This is a genomic window from Belnapia sp. F-4-1 (genome assembly GCF_000802185.1).
Lineage (GTDB): Bacteria > Pseudomonadota > Alphaproteobacteria > Acetobacterales > Acetobacteraceae > Belnapia.
In genome coordinates this window covers 728,358-742,988 of sequence record NZ_KN676113.1, presented here as the reverse complement: position 1 = coordinate 742,988, position 14,631 = coordinate 728,358, and the positions used below count along the sequence as shown (strand labels likewise).

Sequence of the window (14,631 nt, the reverse complement as noted above, 5' to 3'; positions counted from 1 at the left end):
CTCACGCGGCGCGCAGCCCATCCAGCAGGGTGCGCAGCGTGCCGCGCAGCGTGCCGCCCTGGCGCGAAACCTCCTCCGTGGTCCGCCGCATGGCCTGCAAGGCCTTCGCGGTGTTGTCGGCGCCGGCGCTGACCTCGGCGAAGGTGGCGGACACCTCGGTGGTGCCGGCGGCCGCCTCGGCGACACTGCGGGCGATCTCCTGGGTCGCCGCGCCCTGCTCCTCCACTGCGGCGGCGATGGCGGCCGCCACGTGGTCGATCTGGCCGATCACGTGGGTGATGCCCTTGATCGAGCGCACCGCCTCGGCCGTCGCACCCTGGATGGTGGCGATCTGCTGCCCGATCTCCTCGGTGGCCTTGGCGGTCTGCCCGGCAAGCTGCTTCACCTCGCTGGCCACCACGGCGAAGCCCTTGCCGGCTTCCCCGGCACGGGCGGCCTCGATCGTCGCATTCAGCGCCAGCAGATTCGTCTGCCCGGCGATGTCGCCGATGAGCCGCACTACATCGCCGATGCGCCCAGCCGCTTCGGACAGCCCGCCGATCGTGCCGTCGGCGGCCTCCGCCTCCGTCACGGCCCGCCGGCTGGCCTGCGCGGCCTCCGCAACCTGCCGGCTGATCTCCTGCACGGAGCTCGCCAGCTCTTCCGCAGCCGCGGCCACGCTTTGCACATGGCCGGTCGCCTCCTCGGCGCGTTCGGCCGCGGTGCCGGCGTGCTTCGCGCTTCGGTCGGCCTGGCCGGAGAGGGTGCCGATCGTGCCCTCCAATGCCGTGGCGGATGCTGTCAGCCCTGCGAGGACGGCGCCCAGCTGCGCCTCGATGCCGGACGCCAGATCCTGCCGCTGCCGCTGCCGCAGCCGTTCCGTCTCGGATTCCGCCCGCGCCATGGCCGCTTCCGCTTCCAGCACCCGTGCCTGGCGCGCCGCCGCCCGCAGCGCCTCCAGTCCCCGGGCAATGGCGCCGACCTCATCCCGACGCTCGGTGCCTGGCGCCGCATCCTCCAGCTGCCCGGCCGCCAGCGCATCCGCCCGCCGGCTGAGCTGCGCCAGCGGCCGGGTCACCCGGCGCAGCACGACCCACAGCGCCAGCCCCAGTGCGGCCAGGACACCTCCGGCTGCCAGCGAGGTGAGCCAGATTCGCGCCTGCCTGGCTTCTGCATCCGCCTCCTGTGCGATATCGCGGACGAACTGCTCCGTTCTTCGCTCGATCGCACGCAGCCGGTCCCGCACCGCTTCGACCTCCGGCGCCGCAGCCAGCGCGAGGCGCGTCGCCTCGTCCAGGTGTCCGGCCCGCGATGCGGCGAGGATGGCCTCCTGCTGCACCCTGTAGCGAGCGATGCTGGCCGCAGCCGCTCCCAGGTCTTCCCGGTTGGCCGGAACCGTCAGCGTCTGTTCGAGCTGCCTCATGCGCTGCAGCAGGTGCTGCAACTCGTCCGCCATGACCCTTTCCCAGTGCCGCCGCTCTTCCGCCGGCATGTCCACCTGAAGGAATTCCGTCGCCCGGGCGAAGGCTTGCAGGTTGCCTGTCGCCTGCCCGGCGGTGATGGCGCGGGTCGTGGCCTCCACGCTCATGGCCATCCGCTCGGCCTGGGTGGCCAGCATGCGATCCGCGATGACCGGGAGCGCCACGGCCACCACCGCCAGAAGGCCTACCGCCGCGAGCAGCCGTGGAGCCAGCCCATGCCAACTCTCCAGCAAACGAGATTGCAACATTCTCATTGGGCTCCAACAAATGCAAAAATCATGGTTATATCTCTAAATTGAAACAAATCCGCTAAAGTTCCGTTAGCGCCGGACCCGTGGTTGCACGATGCCTCCGCTGCCGCGACCATGCCGGAAACCGGCCCTGACGGCCGCACCGGGAGAAACATCCATGCCCATCCGCCGCCGCGGCCTGCTGGCCGCCCCCTTCGCCGCGCCACTGCTCGCCAGCCCGGCCGTCGCCCAATCCGGTTTCCCCAACCGGCCGATCCGCATGCTGGTGCCCTGGCTCCCCGGCGGCTCCTCCGACGTGCCGCTGCGGGTGCTGAGCGAGCTGGCGAGCGCGAAGCTCGGCCAGCCCGTGGTGGTGGAGAACAGGCCCGGCGCCTCCGGCACGCTCGGTGCGCTGGCCATGTCGCAGGAGGCGAAGGGCGACGGCCACGTGGTCGGCCAGATGCCGGTCACGGTCTTCCGCCTGCCGGCCATGTCGCGCCGCCCGACCTTCGACCCGGCGAAGGACTTCAGCTGGATCCTGCACCTGACCGGCTACGTCTTCGGCGTCGTCGTCCGCGCCGACCAGCCCTGGCAGAGCTGGGGCGAATTCGTGGCCTATGCGAAGGCCAACCCCGGCAAGGTCACCTACGGCACGCCCGGCGTCGGCAGCACGCTGCACATCACGATGGAGCGCATCGGCGAGATGCTGGGCATCGAGTGGCTGCACGTTCCCTTCCGGGGCGGCGCCGACAACACCCAGGCGGTGCTCTCGGGCCAGACCGTGGCGAACAGCGACAGCACCGGCTGGGCGCAGCTGGTGCAGGAGGGCAGGCTCCGCCTGCTGGTGGTCTGGACCGCGGAACGCGCCAAGCGCTTCCCGAACGTGCCCACGCTGCGCGAGGTGGGTATCGACATCGTCGCCGACAGCCCCTTCGGCATCGGTGCGCCCAAGGGCGTCGACCCGGGCATCGTGCGGGTGCTGCACGATGCCTTCAAGGAGGCGCTGTTCGACCCGAAGCATGTCGAGACGCTGGACCGCTACGACATGCCGCTGCGCTACATGAACAGCGAGGACTACGCCGCCTTCGCCATGAAGACCTATGCGGAGGAGAGTGCCATTATCCGCAAGCTCGGCCTCAGGATGGACTGAGCCTCATCAGGACAGGATGAAGTCGGCCGCCGTCAGGTCATACACCCCGTTGAGCTCGATCTCGCCGTTCGGGCCGGATGGCGTCGGCACCGGGAAGTCCGGAGGCGGGCTTCCGAAGACGGCGGCAAGCTGGACGATGGTGCGCCCCTCCTCGGTTACGGTGCGGACCTGGAGGCCGAGGCTCGCGCCGAATTCGCCCTCGCCGAGAAAGACCGACTCCCGGTCTGGAGCGAAGGTGTTTGCGTAGCCGCGAAGGTCGATACGGTCCACGCCCTGGCAGAAGTCGAGGATCACGTCCCGCGCGCCGGGGCCGACCCCGGCTTCGATGTCGCCGAAAGGGAATTCCCTGACATAAACGAAGGTATCGGCGCCGGCCCCGCCGGTCAGCCGGTCGGCACCCTCCTCCCCGCGCAACCGGTCGTCGCCAGCACCACCGTAGAGCCGATCGACGCCGCGGCCACCGTCGATGGCATCGTTGTCGGCACCACCGTAGATCTGGTCGGCTCCGCCGCCGCCATCGATCGTATCGTTGCCAGCACCGCCGAAGAGCAGGTCGGCTCCATCCGCGCCGACGACACCGATGCTGCCGGACGGGCTGCCGCCGAAGACGCCATAGCCGTTGATCGAGTCGTTGCCGTCGCCGCCGAACACCGTGTCCGCCCCGAAGCCAGCGCCGACCACGTCATTGCCGGCACCGGCCAGGATGAGGTTGCGGCCGGGCAGGACGGCGCTGGAATTATAAGGTGGTGGCAACGGTCCGCCGAAGCTGCCGCCTCCAAAGAAATTATCCCCGAAAATCGTGTCGTTCCCAGAGCCCGCGAGGATGACGTCGTTGCCTGGCAGTGCTTCGATCCGGTCATCCCCGGCGCCGCCGAGGATCAGATCGTCCTCGGTTGTTCCGAGCAGGTTGTCCGACCCAACGGTACCGTTGCGAAATGCCATGGTCCTTGTCCCTCCCGACTTTTGGGCGAGCCTATGACGGCCAGCGCACCCTCTGCGATGGTTCCGATGACACGCTTGCGCGACGCCGCTGCCGCTGGTGCTGGCGTGGCAAAGGGGGTGGCGCGGCGCCGTGGTTCCGTCGCATGCTTTGCCGAGACCGGCCAATCAGGCTGGCAGGGGACGGAGGAGAGGCATGGCCGCAAGGCCGCGCGACAGGGCATCCGCATTCGATCAGGGTCAGGCAAGGCCGCGCCGCCGGTGACGCCGCTGCTGCATCTCCGCTGCGGCGACGACCTCCGCAGCCGGCTCCATTCGGCCGGGATCGCGGGCGAGTATCTCTGCTTCGCCGACCCGGTCTGCGTCGGCCCGGCGCAGGATGACGGCGACCTGATGGCCTGGCTTGGCATGCGCGCGCGCTACGTGGCACTGCATGCGGGGCAGGACCCGGCCGCCGTGCGCCTCCGCCTCGGCCGCGAATATGCTGCGCTCAACGGCCTGCATCGGCGCGAGGCCGTCTGGCTCTGGTTCGAGCACGACCTTTGGGACCAGGCCGCGCTCATCCGCATCCTTTCGCTGCTGGCCGAGAAGCGCCTGCTGCGCGGCAAGCTGCTGCTGCTGCCCGCCGATGGCGAGCGCAGCTTCCCCGCCCTCAGCGATGCCGAGCTCGGCGCGCTCCACCCCGCGCCGCTCTCCGATCTGCAGATCGAGCAGGCGGCCGAGGCCTGGGCCGCCTTCGCCGCGCCCGATCCGCGCGGGCTGGACGCGCTCAGCCGGCGCGAGCTGGCGCTGCCCTTCCTCGCCGCGGCGCTGCGCCGGCACCTGCGCGACCTGCCCTGGACGACGGACGGGCTCGGCGAGACCGAGCGCCGCGCCCTCCGCGCCATCGCCGCCGGCGCCGCGGACGAGGCCGCCGTATTCCGGCAGTTGCAGGATGGCGACCCGATCTTCCACGTCACCGACCTGATCGTGCGCGAGGTGATCAACCGGCTGCGCCAGGGGCCGAACCGCCTGGTCTCCCGCGACGAGCAGCTTCACCCGACGCCACGCGGCGCCGCCGTGCTGGCCGGAACGGACCGCTTCCGCCCGCCGCCGCGCTTCCATGCCGGCGTGCATGTGCTGCCGGATCCGCCCTGGTTCTGGGACCCGGCCCAGGCCGCCGTCGTCCCCGGGGCCAAGGCATGAGCGCCACCCTCGTGATCCATGGCGGCGCCGGCACCATCCTCCGGGAGGAGATGTCGCCGGCGCGCGAGGCGGAGCACCGGGCCGCGCTGGAGGCCGCCCTCGCCTCCGGCGGCGCGGTCCTGGCGCAGGGCGGCAGCGCGCTCGATGCGGTGGAGCAGGCGGTGCGCGCGCTGGAGGATTGCCCGCTCTTCAATGCCGGCCGCGGCGCCACCTTCACGACCGCCGGCACGATCGAGATGGATGCCGCGCTGATGGACGGCACGACGCGACGCGCCGGCGCCGTCGCCGGCGTGCGGCGCATCCGCAACCCGGTCACCGCCGCGCGGGCGGTGATGGAGCACACGCCGCATGTGGTGCTGATCGGCCAGGCCGCGGACGCATTCGCCGAGGCCGAGGGCCTCGATCTCGCGCCACCTGAGTATTTCCACACCGAGCATCGCTGGCAGCAATTGCAGATGGCATTGGCGGCGCAGCGCATCGCCCTCGACCATGACCTGCCCGCGCGCATGGGCACGGTCGGCGCCGTGGCGCGCGACCGCAGCGGCCGCCTTGCCGCCGCCACCTCCACCGGGGGGATGACGAACAAGCGCGCAGGACGCGTCGGCGACAGCCCCCTGATCGGCGCCGGCACCTGGGCCGATGCGACGGTCGCGGTGAGCTGCACGGGCGTCGGCGAGGCCTTCATCCGCTGCGCCGCGGCGCATGAGCTTTCCGCCTTGATGCGCCATCGCGGCCATTCGGTGCGGCAAGCCGCCGTGGAGGTTGCCCAGGTGCTGGTTCCTGCGAGCGGGGGCAGCGGCGGCCTCATCGCCGTCGATGCAGAGGGCGAGCCGGGCATCGCCTTCGGCACCCCCGGCATGTATCGGGGTGTTCTCCACGATGGCGCAGCGCCGGAGATCGGCATCTACGCCTGACCCCCGGAAGGCCGGAGCCCTCCGGGGGTCATGCCGCCTCAGCTACGCGGCGCGCGGCGGCCCATCGCCGCCGCCGACCAGCACCGGGCCTTCCTGGGCCAGCGCGGCACCGGCGGCGCCAAAGGCGATTACGGACGCGAGAAGAGCAGAGCGAAACATCATCCTATCCTTCGTGGCCGGGTGGCTCATGACCGCCCATGCCGCCGGAGATGGACCGCACGACTTCGCCCTCCCATACGTTTGGTACGTACCAACGATTTACGAAATGGATGATGCGGGACCGTCGCCGAGCCCAGGGGTTGCGTCCGCGTGACGCTTGGGCTCCCCGCATGCCAGCGCAACCGGCGGCAGGCGCGCCGCTCTCATCCAGGCGAGGCTGGGCGCGAAGGAGCTTTATCTCATGGCCCGGTTCCGCTGCACGCCCATCCCGACCGAGACCGCCCGTCGATGGCGCGCCACCGGGCTCGATGACCGCAGCCAGGCGCTGCATCGCCGCGTGGTGGACGGCCCCGGCTTCCCCTGCCGCCATTGCCTGCGCCTCGGCGAGCCGGGAGAGGCAATGCTGCTCGGCAGTTATGCCCTGCCGCATCCGCAGGGCGTCTACTGGACGCCGAGCCCGATCTTCCTGCACGCCCGCGACTGCAAGCGCTTCGAGGCGGTGGACGAGATTGCCCCGATCGTGCTCGCCAACGGCATCGTCTCCGTCCGCGCCTATGACGCGGGGGAGATGTGCCTCTACGACCTCGGCGCCATCAGCGAAGGAGGCGCAGTCGCGCCGCTGCTCGACCGCGCGCTCGCCGACCCTCGGACGCGCTTCGTCAACATCCACACCGCGCGGCCGGGCTGCCTGCTGACGGCGGTGGAGCGGCTGTGACTACGCCGCCTCCAGTTTCTCCTGCAGCTCCAGCCACTCACTCTCGAGGCCCGGCAGGATCTTGTTGATGACGGCGCGGCGCGTGGTGGCGCGGTTGATGAGGTCGGTCTTGTTGCCTGCGTAAAGCCGCGGGTCGGCCAGCGCCTTGTCGATCACCGCCGCCTCGTCCTGCAGCTTGGCAATCTGCGCCTCGATCTGCTTCAGCCGCTCCTTGAGCGGGGCGAGGGCGGTGCGGCTCTCCGCCCGGCCGCGCCGCTCGGAAGGACGTGCCGCGCCGGAGGGCTCGCTGCGCGCGGCCCGCCTGCCGCCACCGAGCAGCGCGCGGTAGTCGTCGAGGTCGCCGTCGAAGGGCGATACCTTGCCGTCGCCGACCAGCCAGAGCCGGTCCGCCACCAGCTCCACCAGATGCGGGTCGTGGCTGATGAGGATAACGGCGCCGTTGTAGTCCGCCAGCGCCTTCACCAGTGCGTCGCGGGCGTCGATGTCGAGGTGGTTGGTCGGCTCGTCGAGGATCAGCAGCTGCGGTGCCTCGCGGGTGCAGAGCGCCAGCAGCAGCCGCGCCTTCTCGCCGCCGGAGCAGGCCGAGATCTTCGTCGTCGCCCGCTCGACGTCGAGGCCGAAGCGGGCGAGCTGGGAGCGGCACTGCGTCACCGTCGCCTTCGGCATCGCCGCCTGCATGTGCGAGAGCGGCGTGCCCTCCATGTCGAGCTCGTCGGTCTGGTGCTGGGCGAAGTAGCCGATCTTCAGCTTGGGCGAGCGGAACTCCCGCCCGCCCATCAGCGAGAGGCGCCCGGCGAAGAGCTTGGCGAGGGTCGACTTGCCGTTGCCGTTGGCACCGAGCAGGGCGATGCGGTCATCCTGGTCGAGCCTGAGGTCGAGGCCGCGCAGCACCACGCGCCCGTCATAGCCGATGCTGCCGCCGGAGATGGAGAGCACCGGTGGCGCCAGCTCGGCCGGCTCGGGGAAGGCGAAGCGCGTCACGTGGTCCTCGACCACGCTCTCGATCGCCGGCATCCGCTCCAGGGCCTTGATGCGCGACTGCGCCTGGCGGGCCTTGCTGGCCTTGGCGCGGAAGCGGTCGACGAAGCTCTGGATATGCGCCCGCTCGGCGGCGAGCTTCTCGTTCATCGCCGCCTGCTGCGCCTGGCGCTCGGTGCGGACGCGGACGAAATTGTCGAAGGCGCCCGGGTAGAGCGTCAGCTTGCCCCGGTCGAGATGGGCGATGGCGTCGACGCAGCGCTCCAGCAGCCCGCGGTCATGGCTGACGATGATCGCCGCGCCCGAGAAGCGCTGCAGCCAGCCCTCGAGCCACATCGTCGCTTCGAGGTCGAGGTGGTTGGTCGGCTCGTCGAGGAGCAGCAATTCGGGCTCAAGGAAGAGCACGCGGGCCAGCGCCACGCGCATCCGCCAGCCGCCGGAAAACTCGGTGCTGGGGCGCGCCTGCGCCGCCGCATCGAAGCCGAGGCCGGCGAGGATGGTGGCGGCACGGGAGGGCGCGCTATCGGCCTGGATGGCGATCAGGCGCTCATGGATCTCGGCCATGCGGTGCCCCTCCGGCCCCGCCTCCGCCTCGGCGAGCAGGGCGGCACGCTCGGTATCGGCGGCGAGCACCGTCTCCAGCAGGCTCTCGGGCCCGCCCGGCGCCTCCTGCGCGACATGGCCGAGGCGGGCCCGCTGGGCTAGGCGGATCTCCCCGCCATCCGGCTGGATATCGCCGATGATCGTCTTCAACAGCGTCGACTTGCCGGCGCCGTTGCGGCCGACCAGGCCGACCTTGCGGCCGGGATCGACGGCGAGGTCGGCGCCTTCCAAGAGGGCACGGCCGGCGATGCGGAGGGTGAGGTCGCGGATGGCGAGCACGGTCATGCGCGCCTTCTACCGCCGCCCCGGCCCCCCGTCACGCATGGCGGCACATCTTGTCAGCTGGGCTGCTCCTCGGTTTCGGCTTCGGCCCCGGCCGGGCTTTCGGGCGGGGCGGGGTGCTCGGGCTTCGGTGCCTCGCCCCATTCGTCGGTGACCATGCCCTGCTGGCTGCTGACGAGGTCGATGTCGGCCTGGCTGGGGGGACGGGGGATGTGCGGCGTCTGGGGCTTCGTCGTGTCGTCGGCCATGGGGGCGCTCCTCTGCTGCGGCCCCAACGCGGCGCGGCGGGCAGGGTTGGGCTTGCATCCGCGCCCCGGCCCGCCTATCCCGCCGCCACCGTCACGAAGGAACGCCACCATGGCCGCGGAACGCACGCTTTCCATCATCAAGCCGGACGCCACGCGCCGGAACCTGACCGGCAAGATCAACGCCAAGTTCGAGGAGGCGGGCCTCCGCATCGTCGGCCAGAAGCGGCTGCAGCTCAGCGAGGCCCAGGCCGGCGCCTTCTACGCCGTCCACAAGGAGCGGCCCTTCTACAAGGATCTGGTCAGCTTCATGATCAGCGGCCCGGTGGTGGTGCAGGTGCTCGAGGGCGAGAACGCCGTCGCCAAGAACCGCGAGATCATGGGCGCCACCAACCCGGCCAATGCGGCCCCGGGCACCATCCGCAAGGAATTCGCCGAGAGCATCGAGGCGAACAGCGTCCACGGCTCCGACAGCGCCGAGAATGCCGCGACGGAGATCGCCTTCTTCTTCGCTGGCACCGAGATCGTCGGCTGAGACGGTGGGGCCGGCCCTCAGGGCCGGCCCATCTTCCGTCAGACCACGAAGACCAGCAGGGCCAGCAGAACCAGCACGGTGATCACGATCCCCCAGGTGGAGAACTGCACGAAGCCTTCCCACCCCCGCTGCCGGTCGAGCAGCAGCGCCTTCTGGTCGACTTCCCCGAAATTGTAATGCTCACGGTGTTCGGCCACGGTCCGGTCCTCGTCCACTCTCGGAATGGGGTGTAGAAAGCGCGGGCGGGCTCGGCAAGGGGTTGGCGAGCGCCGCCGAACGGTCCGGATGCGCCGCCGCCCCGCCCGCCGCAACCCGCAGCGCCTCTGGATAGATCCGGTGCTCCTGGGCCAGCACACGGGCGGCCAGCGCCGCCTCCGTATCCCCCGGCAGCACCGGCACCGCGGCCTGGGCGAGGATCGGCCCGGCATCCATCTCCTCGGTCACCCAATGGACGGTGCAGCCATGCAGGCGGACGCCGGCGGCCAGCGCCCGCGCATGGGTGTCGAGCCCCGGGAAGGCCGGCAGCAGGCTTGGATGGATGTTCAGCATCCGTCCCGCCCAGCGCCCGACCAGGAAGGGCGTCAGCAGCCGCATATACCCGGCGAGGCAGACGAGGCGGATGCCGTGCTGCTCCATCACATCCTGCACCGCCGCCTCATGCGCCGTCCGGTCGCGGCCGAAGGGGCGGCTCTCGACCACCGCCGTCGGCACTCCGGCCGCCGCGGCCAGCGCCAGCCCGCCCGCATCCGCCTTGTTGGACAGGACGAGGGCGATCTCCGCCGGGAAATCCGGCGCCCGGGCCGCTTCCAGCAGCGCCACCATGTTGGAGCCGCGGCCGGAGATCAGGATGGCGGTCCGGACCTTCACCTCGGCCAGCTCTCCGGGAGGTTGTTGATCCGCACCTGCGCCTCGCCGCTCCCGGCTTTCAACGAACCGATGCGGAACACGGTCTCGCCCGCGCCCTCCAGCAGGGCGGTCGCCTCCGCCACCACCCCGGCCGCGACGACAACGACCATGCCGATCCCGCAGTTGAAGACCCGCAGCATCTCCTCCGGCGCGACATTGCCGGCCTGCGCCAGCCAGCCGAAGACCGGTGGCACCGTCCAGGCGCCCGCATCCACCGCCGCGGCGACCCCCTGCGGCAGCACCCGCGGCAGGTTGCCCGGCAGCCCGCCCCCGGTGATATGCGCCGCCGCCTTCAGCAGCCCCTTCCGGTGCAGCGCTAGCAGCGACTTCACGTAGATCCGCGTCGGCGCCAGCAGCGCCTCGCCCAGCGTCCCGCCGCCGAAGGGGGAGGGGGCATCGAGGCCGAGCCCCGCCGCCTCCACCACCCGCCGCACCAGCGAGAAGCCGTTGGAGTGCACCCCCGTGCTGGCGAGCCCCAGCAGCACGTCGCCCGGCCCCACATCGGGCCGCGGCAGCAGCGCCCCGCGCTCCGCGGCGCCGACCGAGAAGCCGGCGAGGTCGTAATCCTCGGCGGCATACATTCCCGGCATCTCCGCCGTCTCGCCGCCGACCAGGGCGCAGCCCGCCTGCCGGCACCCTTCGGCGATGCCGGAGATCACGTCCCGCGCCTGCTCCAGCCGGAGCTTGCCCGTGGCGAAATAGTCGAGGAAGAAGAGCGGCTCCGCCCCCTGCACCACGAGGTCGTTCACGCACATGGCGACGAGGTCGATGCCGACCGTCCCATGCAGCCCGGCATCGAGGGCAACCCGCAGCTTGGTGCCAACGCCATCGGTCGAGCTGACGAGCACCGGGTCGGCGAAGCCGGCCGCCTTCAGGTCGAACAGCGCGCCGAAGCCGCCGAGCCCGCCCATGGTGCCGGCCCGGCTGGTGGACCGGGCCATCGGCTTGATCGCCTCGACCAGCGCGTCACCGGCGTCGATATCCACCCCGGCATCACGGTAGGTCAGGCTGTTTCGCGGGGAACTGGTCAGGGCGGCCTCCGATCGGCTAAGGGGAGTCCGCGGCTTTCTAGCGCGCCTTTTCGGGCGCGTCCCCTGTGCCGGGCCGCATGGCAGGAGAAAGCGCAATGCTGGGCAGATCGGGCGTCCTCCGGGGCATGGCGGCCCTCGCGCTGATCCTCCCCCTGGCCCTCGCCGCCACCCCCGCCCGGGCGCAGATGGCGGCCCTGCCGCCCCCGGTCGCCACGACGCCCGATGCCTCGGCGCTGAACCTCACCCAGCGCGGCATCCCCGCCGAGGCCTCGGCGGAGAACGGCGTGCTGGCCCGTGAGAGGGCGCTGGCCGCCGGCCGCCGCACCGCCTGGGAACGGGCGCTGAGCGAGGCCGGGCTGCCGCCGGTCAACCTCTCCGACGCGCGGTTGGAGGACATGGTCCGCTCCATCGTCATCGAGCAGGAACGCACGGCGCCGACCCGCTACACCGGCCGCATCACAGTGGTCTTCGACCCCAACCGGGTGCGCTCGGCGCTCGGCGGCAGCGTCACCGTGCCGGGCGCCTCGCCGCCCCCTGTCGCCGCCGGCGCCCCGGCCTCGAATTGGATCGAGGCCAGGGCCATCTACCGCTCCATGGGCGAATGGCTCGAACTCCAGCGGCGGCTGCGCGGGGCGCCCCCGGTCGCCTCGGTCGACATCCAGGCGATCGCGGTCGATGCGGCGCGGCTGCGCCTCGGCCTGCGCGCCCCGCCGCCCGAGGCCGCGGCGCTGCTCGCCGCCCTCGGCATCGCGCTGGAACAGGCGGGGCCCGCCTGGCGGCTGGGCCTTGCCGGAAGCTGACACCCGCCCGGCCGAGCAGGAAGGGAAGGGCGCGTCCGAGGCGCCGCCGCATGTGCTCGTCACCCTGCCCAACCTCATCACCCTGGCGCGGCTCTGCGCCGTGCCGGCCACCATCTGGCTGATCCTGCACCGCCGCCTCGACCTTGCCTTCTATGTCTTCGTCGGCGCCGGCATCTCGGATGGCCTCGATGGCTGGCTGGCGCGGGTGACCAATACCCGCAGCGCGCTCGGGGCGATGCTCGACCCGGTGGCGGACAAAGCGCTGCTGGTCTCGGTCTATGTGACGCTCGCCGCCATCGGAGGCCTGCCGGACTGGCTCGCCATCCTGGTGGTGTTCCGCGACCTGCTGATCGTCGGCGGGGTGCTGGTGCTCTGGGGGCTCGGCCAGCCGCCGCGCATCCGCCCGCTGCTGGTCTCGAAGCTGAACACCTGCGCGCAGATCGCACTGGCCGCGCTGGCCCTTTTCATCCTCGGCTTCGGCCTTGCCGCGGACGGGCTGCTGGCCGGGCTGGTCTGGGCGGTGGCGCTGACGACGCTCGCCTCGGGCATCGCGTATGTGGTTTCGGCAATACATTGGACGCATCATCCCCGGCCACGGCCATGAACCTCGTCCCGCCCCAGCCCCCGGCCATGAAGCCGGAACCGCCACCCGCTGCGCGCTCGCGCACCGCGCCGCCGGTGGCGACGCGCGCGCAGCGGGTGGCCCTCGCGCTCGGCGTCGCGGGCGGGCTGTTCCTCACCTTTTGGCTCTTCTCGCCGATCCTCACCCCCTTCGTCCTGGCCGCCGTCATCGCCTATTTCCTCGACCCGCCGGCGACGCGGCTGACCCGCATCGGCATTCCGCGCGGCGTCTCGGCGCTGCTGATGATCCTGGCGCTGGTGGCGCTCGCCCTGCTCTGCCTGCTGCTGCTCTACCCGCTGCTGGTCGCCCAGGTGACGGTGCTGATCCAGCGCCTGCCCGCCTATGTGCTCGGCATCGGCCAGGCGGTGCGCGACGCGCTGACCGCGCTTTCCGAGCGCCTCGGCCCCGATGTCTTCGACCAGCGCCTGCAGGACCTCGCGGTGGGCCAGGCGGGGGCGATCATCTCCTATCTCGGCACCTCGCTGGCGCGGATGATCACCGGCGGCATCGCGCTCTTCAGCGTCTTCACCCTGGTGACGGTGACGCCCGTCGTCGCCTTCTACCTGCTGCGCGACTGGCCGCGGATCATCCGCCGCATGGATGCCTGGCTGCCCCGCCGCTCCGCCAACACCCTCCGCCAGCTCGCCCGCGACACCGACCGCGTGCTCTCCGCCTGGCTGCGCGGTCAGCTCCTTTGTTGCGCCCTGCTTGCCGTCTACTACGCCGCCGCCCTTTCCGCCGTGCGGCTGGAGCTCGGGCTGACGGTCGGGCTGATGGCCGGCATCCTCTCCTTCATTCCCTATATCGGCTCCATCACCGGCCTCGTCACCGCGCTCGCCCTGGCGCTGGCGCAATTCGGCACCTGGAACGGCGTGCTGGTGGTGATGGCGGTCTTCGTCGCCGGGCAGGTGATCGAAGGCTACATGATCTATCCCTGGCTGCTCGGCGACCGGGTGGAACTGCATGCCGTCTGGGTGATCTTCGCCCTCTTCGCCGGCGGCGTCGCCTTCGGCTTCCTCGGCGTGCTGCTGGCGGTGCCGCTGGCGGCGGTCATCGGCGTCATCACCCGCTACTGGCTGCGCCGCTATCTCGAAAGCCCGCTCTATCTCGACCCGCCGCGGACCGGCTGATGCTCGACACCACGGCGCCGCTGCCGCGGCAGCTCGCCCTGCCGCTGCCCGCCTTCGCGCCCTTCGAGGCGGAGCCGGTGCTGGCCGATGACAGCAATGCCGAGGCTCTCGCCTGGCTCGCCCGGCCCGAGGCCTGGCCGGGCGGCCGCCTCGCGCTCCACGGCCCGGCCGCGACCGGCAAGACGCTGATGCTGCGCGGCCTTGCCGCCCGGCGCGGCTGGCCGGTGCTGACCGGCCCGGCGCTGCGCGGCCTGCCGGAGCTGCCGCCCGGCCCCGGCCTCGCCGTCGACGATGCCGACTGCATGGCCGAGGAGGCGGCGCTCTTCCACCTGCTCAACCTCGCCGCCGAACGCGGCCAACTCCTGCTGCTCGCCGGCCGCGCCCCGCCGGCGCGCTGGCCGGTGGCGCTGCCCGACCTCCGCAGCCGGCTGCGCGCCATGCCCGCCGCCGGCATCCGCCCGCCCGGCGACGGGCTGCTCGCCGCCCTGCTGCGCCGGCATTTCGCCCGCCGCCAGCTCCGGGTGGAGGAGGGGGTGCAGGCCTGGCTGCTCGCCCGCCTGCCGCGCGAAGCCGCCGCCATCGCCGAGGCGGCAGCCCGGCTCGATCGCGCCGCGCTCGCGCTCGGCAACCGCGTCACCCGTGCGCTCGCCCGTGCAACCCTGGCCGAGCTGCCGGGCTTCGGTACGGATGACGAATCCATGGCATTCCCGGAGACCGGCTGCCCGCCTGCGCCGAGGTTGCTATAGG

At 71.8% G+C, this 14,631-nt stretch carries 16 protein-coding genes; 9 read left to right on the top strand and 7 right to left on the bottom strand.

Features of this window, described 5'->3' with window-relative positions; translation table 11 throughout:
• Window position 1: 1 nt before the first annotated feature.
• Entirely contained in the window at window positions 2–1,708 is a 1,707-nt protein-coding gene (locus tag LH62_RS03760; RefSeq protein ID WP_144404366.1) for a methyl-accepting chemotaxis protein, read from the bottom strand.
• A gap of 160 nt (window positions 1,709–1,868) precedes the next feature.
• On the opposite strand from LH62_RS03760, the gene LH62_RS03755 reads away from it, so the two are divergent.
• Window positions 1,869–2,840: a tripartite tricarboxylate transporter substrate binding protein gene (locus LH62_RS03755; protein WP_052213675.1), complete on the top strand. Its 972-nt coding sequence runs from the start codon at window positions 1,869–1,871 to the stop codon at window positions 2,838–2,840.
• Between the two features lie 6 nt (window positions 2,841–2,846).
• Here the strand turns inward: LH62_RS03755 and LH62_RS32290 are convergent, their stop codons facing one another.
• On the bottom strand, window positions 2,847–3,782 hold the full coding sequence (locus LH62_RS32290) for a calcium-binding protein (protein WP_052213674.1): 936 nt from the start codon (window positions 3,780–3,782) through the stop codon (window positions 2,847–2,849).
• A gap of 258 nt (window positions 3,783–4,040) precedes the next feature.
• Here LH62_RS32290 and LH62_RS03745 point away from each other — a divergent pair, with 258 nt between their 5' ends.
• The 3 genes from LH62_RS03745 to LH62_RS03735 all read left to right on the top strand — a co-directional run bounded on the left by LH62_RS03745 (window position 4,041) and on the right by LH62_RS03735 (window position 6,752).
• The gene (locus tag LH62_RS03745) at window positions 4,041–4,964 is read left to right on the top strand and encodes a DUF1835 domain-containing protein (protein WP_043359345.1); all 924 of its coding nucleotides are present in this window, start codon (window positions 4,041–4,043) and stop codon (window positions 4,962–4,964) included.
• Window positions 4,961–5,878 (top strand): isoaspartyl peptidase/L-asparaginase family protein, encoded by a 918-nt coding sequence (locus tag LH62_RS03740; protein ID WP_043359343.1) that lies wholly within the window; start codon window positions 4,961–4,963, stop codon window positions 5,876–5,878. Before LH62_RS03745 ends, LH62_RS03740 begins: the two co-directional genes overlap by 4 nt.
• A gap of 400 nt (window positions 5,879–6,278) precedes the next feature.
• The gene (locus LH62_RS03735) at window positions 6,279–6,752 is read left to right on the top strand and encodes a DUF1203 domain-containing protein (protein WP_043359342.1); all 474 of its coding nucleotides are present in this window, start codon (window positions 6,279–6,281) and stop codon (window positions 6,750–6,752) included.
• Here LH62_RS03735 and LH62_RS03730 read toward each other — a convergent pair whose 3' ends face one another.
• Both LH62_RS03730 and LH62_RS03725 read right to left on the bottom strand, forming a co-directional pair.
• Window positions 6,753–8,618: an ABC-F family ATP-binding cassette domain-containing protein gene (locus LH62_RS03730; protein ID WP_043359340.1), complete on the bottom strand. Its 1,866-nt coding sequence runs from the start codon at window positions 8,616–8,618 to the stop codon at window positions 6,753–6,755.
• A gap of 53 nt (window positions 8,619–8,671) precedes the next feature.
• Entirely contained in the window at window positions 8,672–8,863 is a 192-nt protein-coding gene (locus tag LH62_RS03725) for a hypothetical protein (protein ID WP_043359338.1), read from the bottom strand.
• A 109-nt stretch (window positions 8,864–8,972) separates the two neighbouring features.
• Between LH62_RS03725 and ndk the strand changes: the two genes are divergently transcribed.
• A complete protein-coding gene (gene ndk / locus LH62_RS03720) occupies window positions 8,973–9,395 on the top strand; it encodes a nucleoside-diphosphate kinase (protein WP_043359336.1) in 423 nt (140 codons plus the stop codon).
• Window positions 9,396–9,433: 38 nt separating this feature from the next.
• Here ndk and LH62_RS30115 read toward each other — a convergent pair whose 3' ends face one another.
• Genes LH62_RS30115 through purM form a run of 3 tightly spaced genes read right to left on the bottom strand, consistent with a single transcriptional unit; the run spans window position 9,434 to window position 11,332 of the window.
• On the bottom strand, window positions 9,434–9,592 hold the full coding sequence (locus tag LH62_RS30115; protein WP_144404365.1) for a preprotein translocase subunit SecE: 159 nt from the start codon (window positions 9,590–9,592) through the stop codon (window positions 9,434–9,436).
• Window positions 9,576–10,262 (bottom strand): phosphoribosylglycinamide formyltransferase, encoded by a 687-nt coding sequence (gene purN, locus LH62_RS03715; protein WP_082012331.1) that lies wholly within the window; start codon window positions 10,260–10,262, stop codon window positions 9,576–9,578. The genes LH62_RS30115 and purN overlap by 17 nt, the downstream gene beginning before the upstream one ends.
• On the bottom strand, window positions 10,259–11,332 hold the full coding sequence (gene purM, locus LH62_RS03710; protein ID WP_043365107.1) for a phosphoribosylformylglycinamidine cyclo-ligase: 1,074 nt from the start codon (window positions 11,330–11,332) through the stop codon (window positions 10,259–10,261). The genes purN and purM overlap by 4 nt, the downstream gene beginning before the upstream one ends.
• A 95-nt stretch (window positions 11,333–11,427) precedes the next feature.
• On the opposite strand from purM, the gene LH62_RS31800 reads away from it, so the two are divergent.
• The 4 genes from LH62_RS31800 to LH62_RS03690 are packed head-to-tail and all read left to right on the top strand — an operon-like array spanning window position 11,428 to window position 14,630.
• A complete protein-coding gene (locus tag LH62_RS31800) occupies window positions 11,428–12,132 on the top strand; it encodes a hypothetical protein (RefSeq protein ID WP_043359333.1) in 705 nt (234 codons plus the stop codon).
• Window positions 12,119–12,736, top strand: coding sequence for a CDP-alcohol phosphatidyltransferase family protein (locus LH62_RS03700; RefSeq protein WP_236552465.1), 618 nt, complete (start codon window positions 12,119–12,121; stop codon window positions 12,734–12,736). The genes LH62_RS31800 and LH62_RS03700 overlap by 14 nt, the downstream gene beginning before the upstream one ends.
• Window positions 12,733–13,884: an AI-2E family transporter gene (locus tag LH62_RS03695; protein WP_236552464.1), complete on the top strand. Its 1,152-nt coding sequence runs from the start codon at window positions 12,733–12,735 to the stop codon at window positions 13,882–13,884. Before LH62_RS03700 ends, LH62_RS03695 begins: the two co-directional genes overlap by 4 nt.
• The gene (locus tag LH62_RS03690) at window positions 13,884–14,630 is read left to right on the top strand and encodes a hypothetical protein (protein ID WP_052213673.1); all 747 of its coding nucleotides are present in this window, start codon (window positions 13,884–13,886) and stop codon (window positions 14,628–14,630) included. The genes LH62_RS03695 and LH62_RS03690 overlap by 1 nt, the downstream gene beginning before the upstream one ends.
• The last annotated feature ends 1 nt before the right edge of the window (window position 14,631 follow it).

Coding starts and splice junctions, on each gene's coding strand:
- LH62_RS03695 (WP_236552464.1), top strand. CDS start 12,733: ATGAACCTCGTCCCGCCCCAGCCCCCGGCCATGAAGCCGGAACCGCCA.
- LH62_RS03740 (WP_043359343.1), top strand. CDS start 4,961: ATGAGCGCCACCCTCGTGATCCATGGCGGCGCCGGCACCATCCTCCGG.
- ndk (WP_043359336.1), top strand. CDS start 8,973: ATGGCCGCGGAACGCACGCTTTCCATCATCAAGCCGGACGCCACGCGC.
- LH62_RS31800 (WP_043359333.1), top strand. CDS start 11,428: ATGCTGGGCAGATCGGGCGTCCTCCGGGGCATGGCGGCCCTCGCGCTG.
- LH62_RS03735 (WP_043359342.1), top strand. CDS start 6,279: ATGGCCCGGTTCCGCTGCACGCCCATCCCGACCGAGACCGCCCGTCGA.
- LH62_RS03730 (WP_043359340.1), bottom strand. CDS start 8,618: ATGACCGTGCTCGCCATCCGCGACCTCACCCTCCGCATCGCCGGCCGT.
- LH62_RS03760 (WP_144404366.1), bottom strand. CDS start 1,708: ATGTTGCAATCTCGTTTGCTGGAGAGTTGGCATGGGCTGGCTCCACGG.
- LH62_RS32290 (WP_052213674.1), bottom strand. CDS start 3,782: ATGGCATTTCGCAACGGTACCGTTGGGTCGGACAACCTGCTCGGAACA.
- LH62_RS03725 (WP_043359338.1), bottom strand. CDS start 8,863: ATGGCCGACGACACGACGAAGCCCCAGACGCCGCACATCCCCCGTCCC.
- LH62_RS03755 (WP_052213675.1), top strand. CDS start 1,869: ATGCCCATCCGCCGCCGCGGCCTGCTGGCCGCCCCCTTCGCCGCGCCA.
- LH62_RS03690 (WP_052213673.1), top strand. CDS start 13,884: ATGCTCGACACCACGGCGCCGCTGCCGCGGCAGCTCGCCCTGCCGCTG.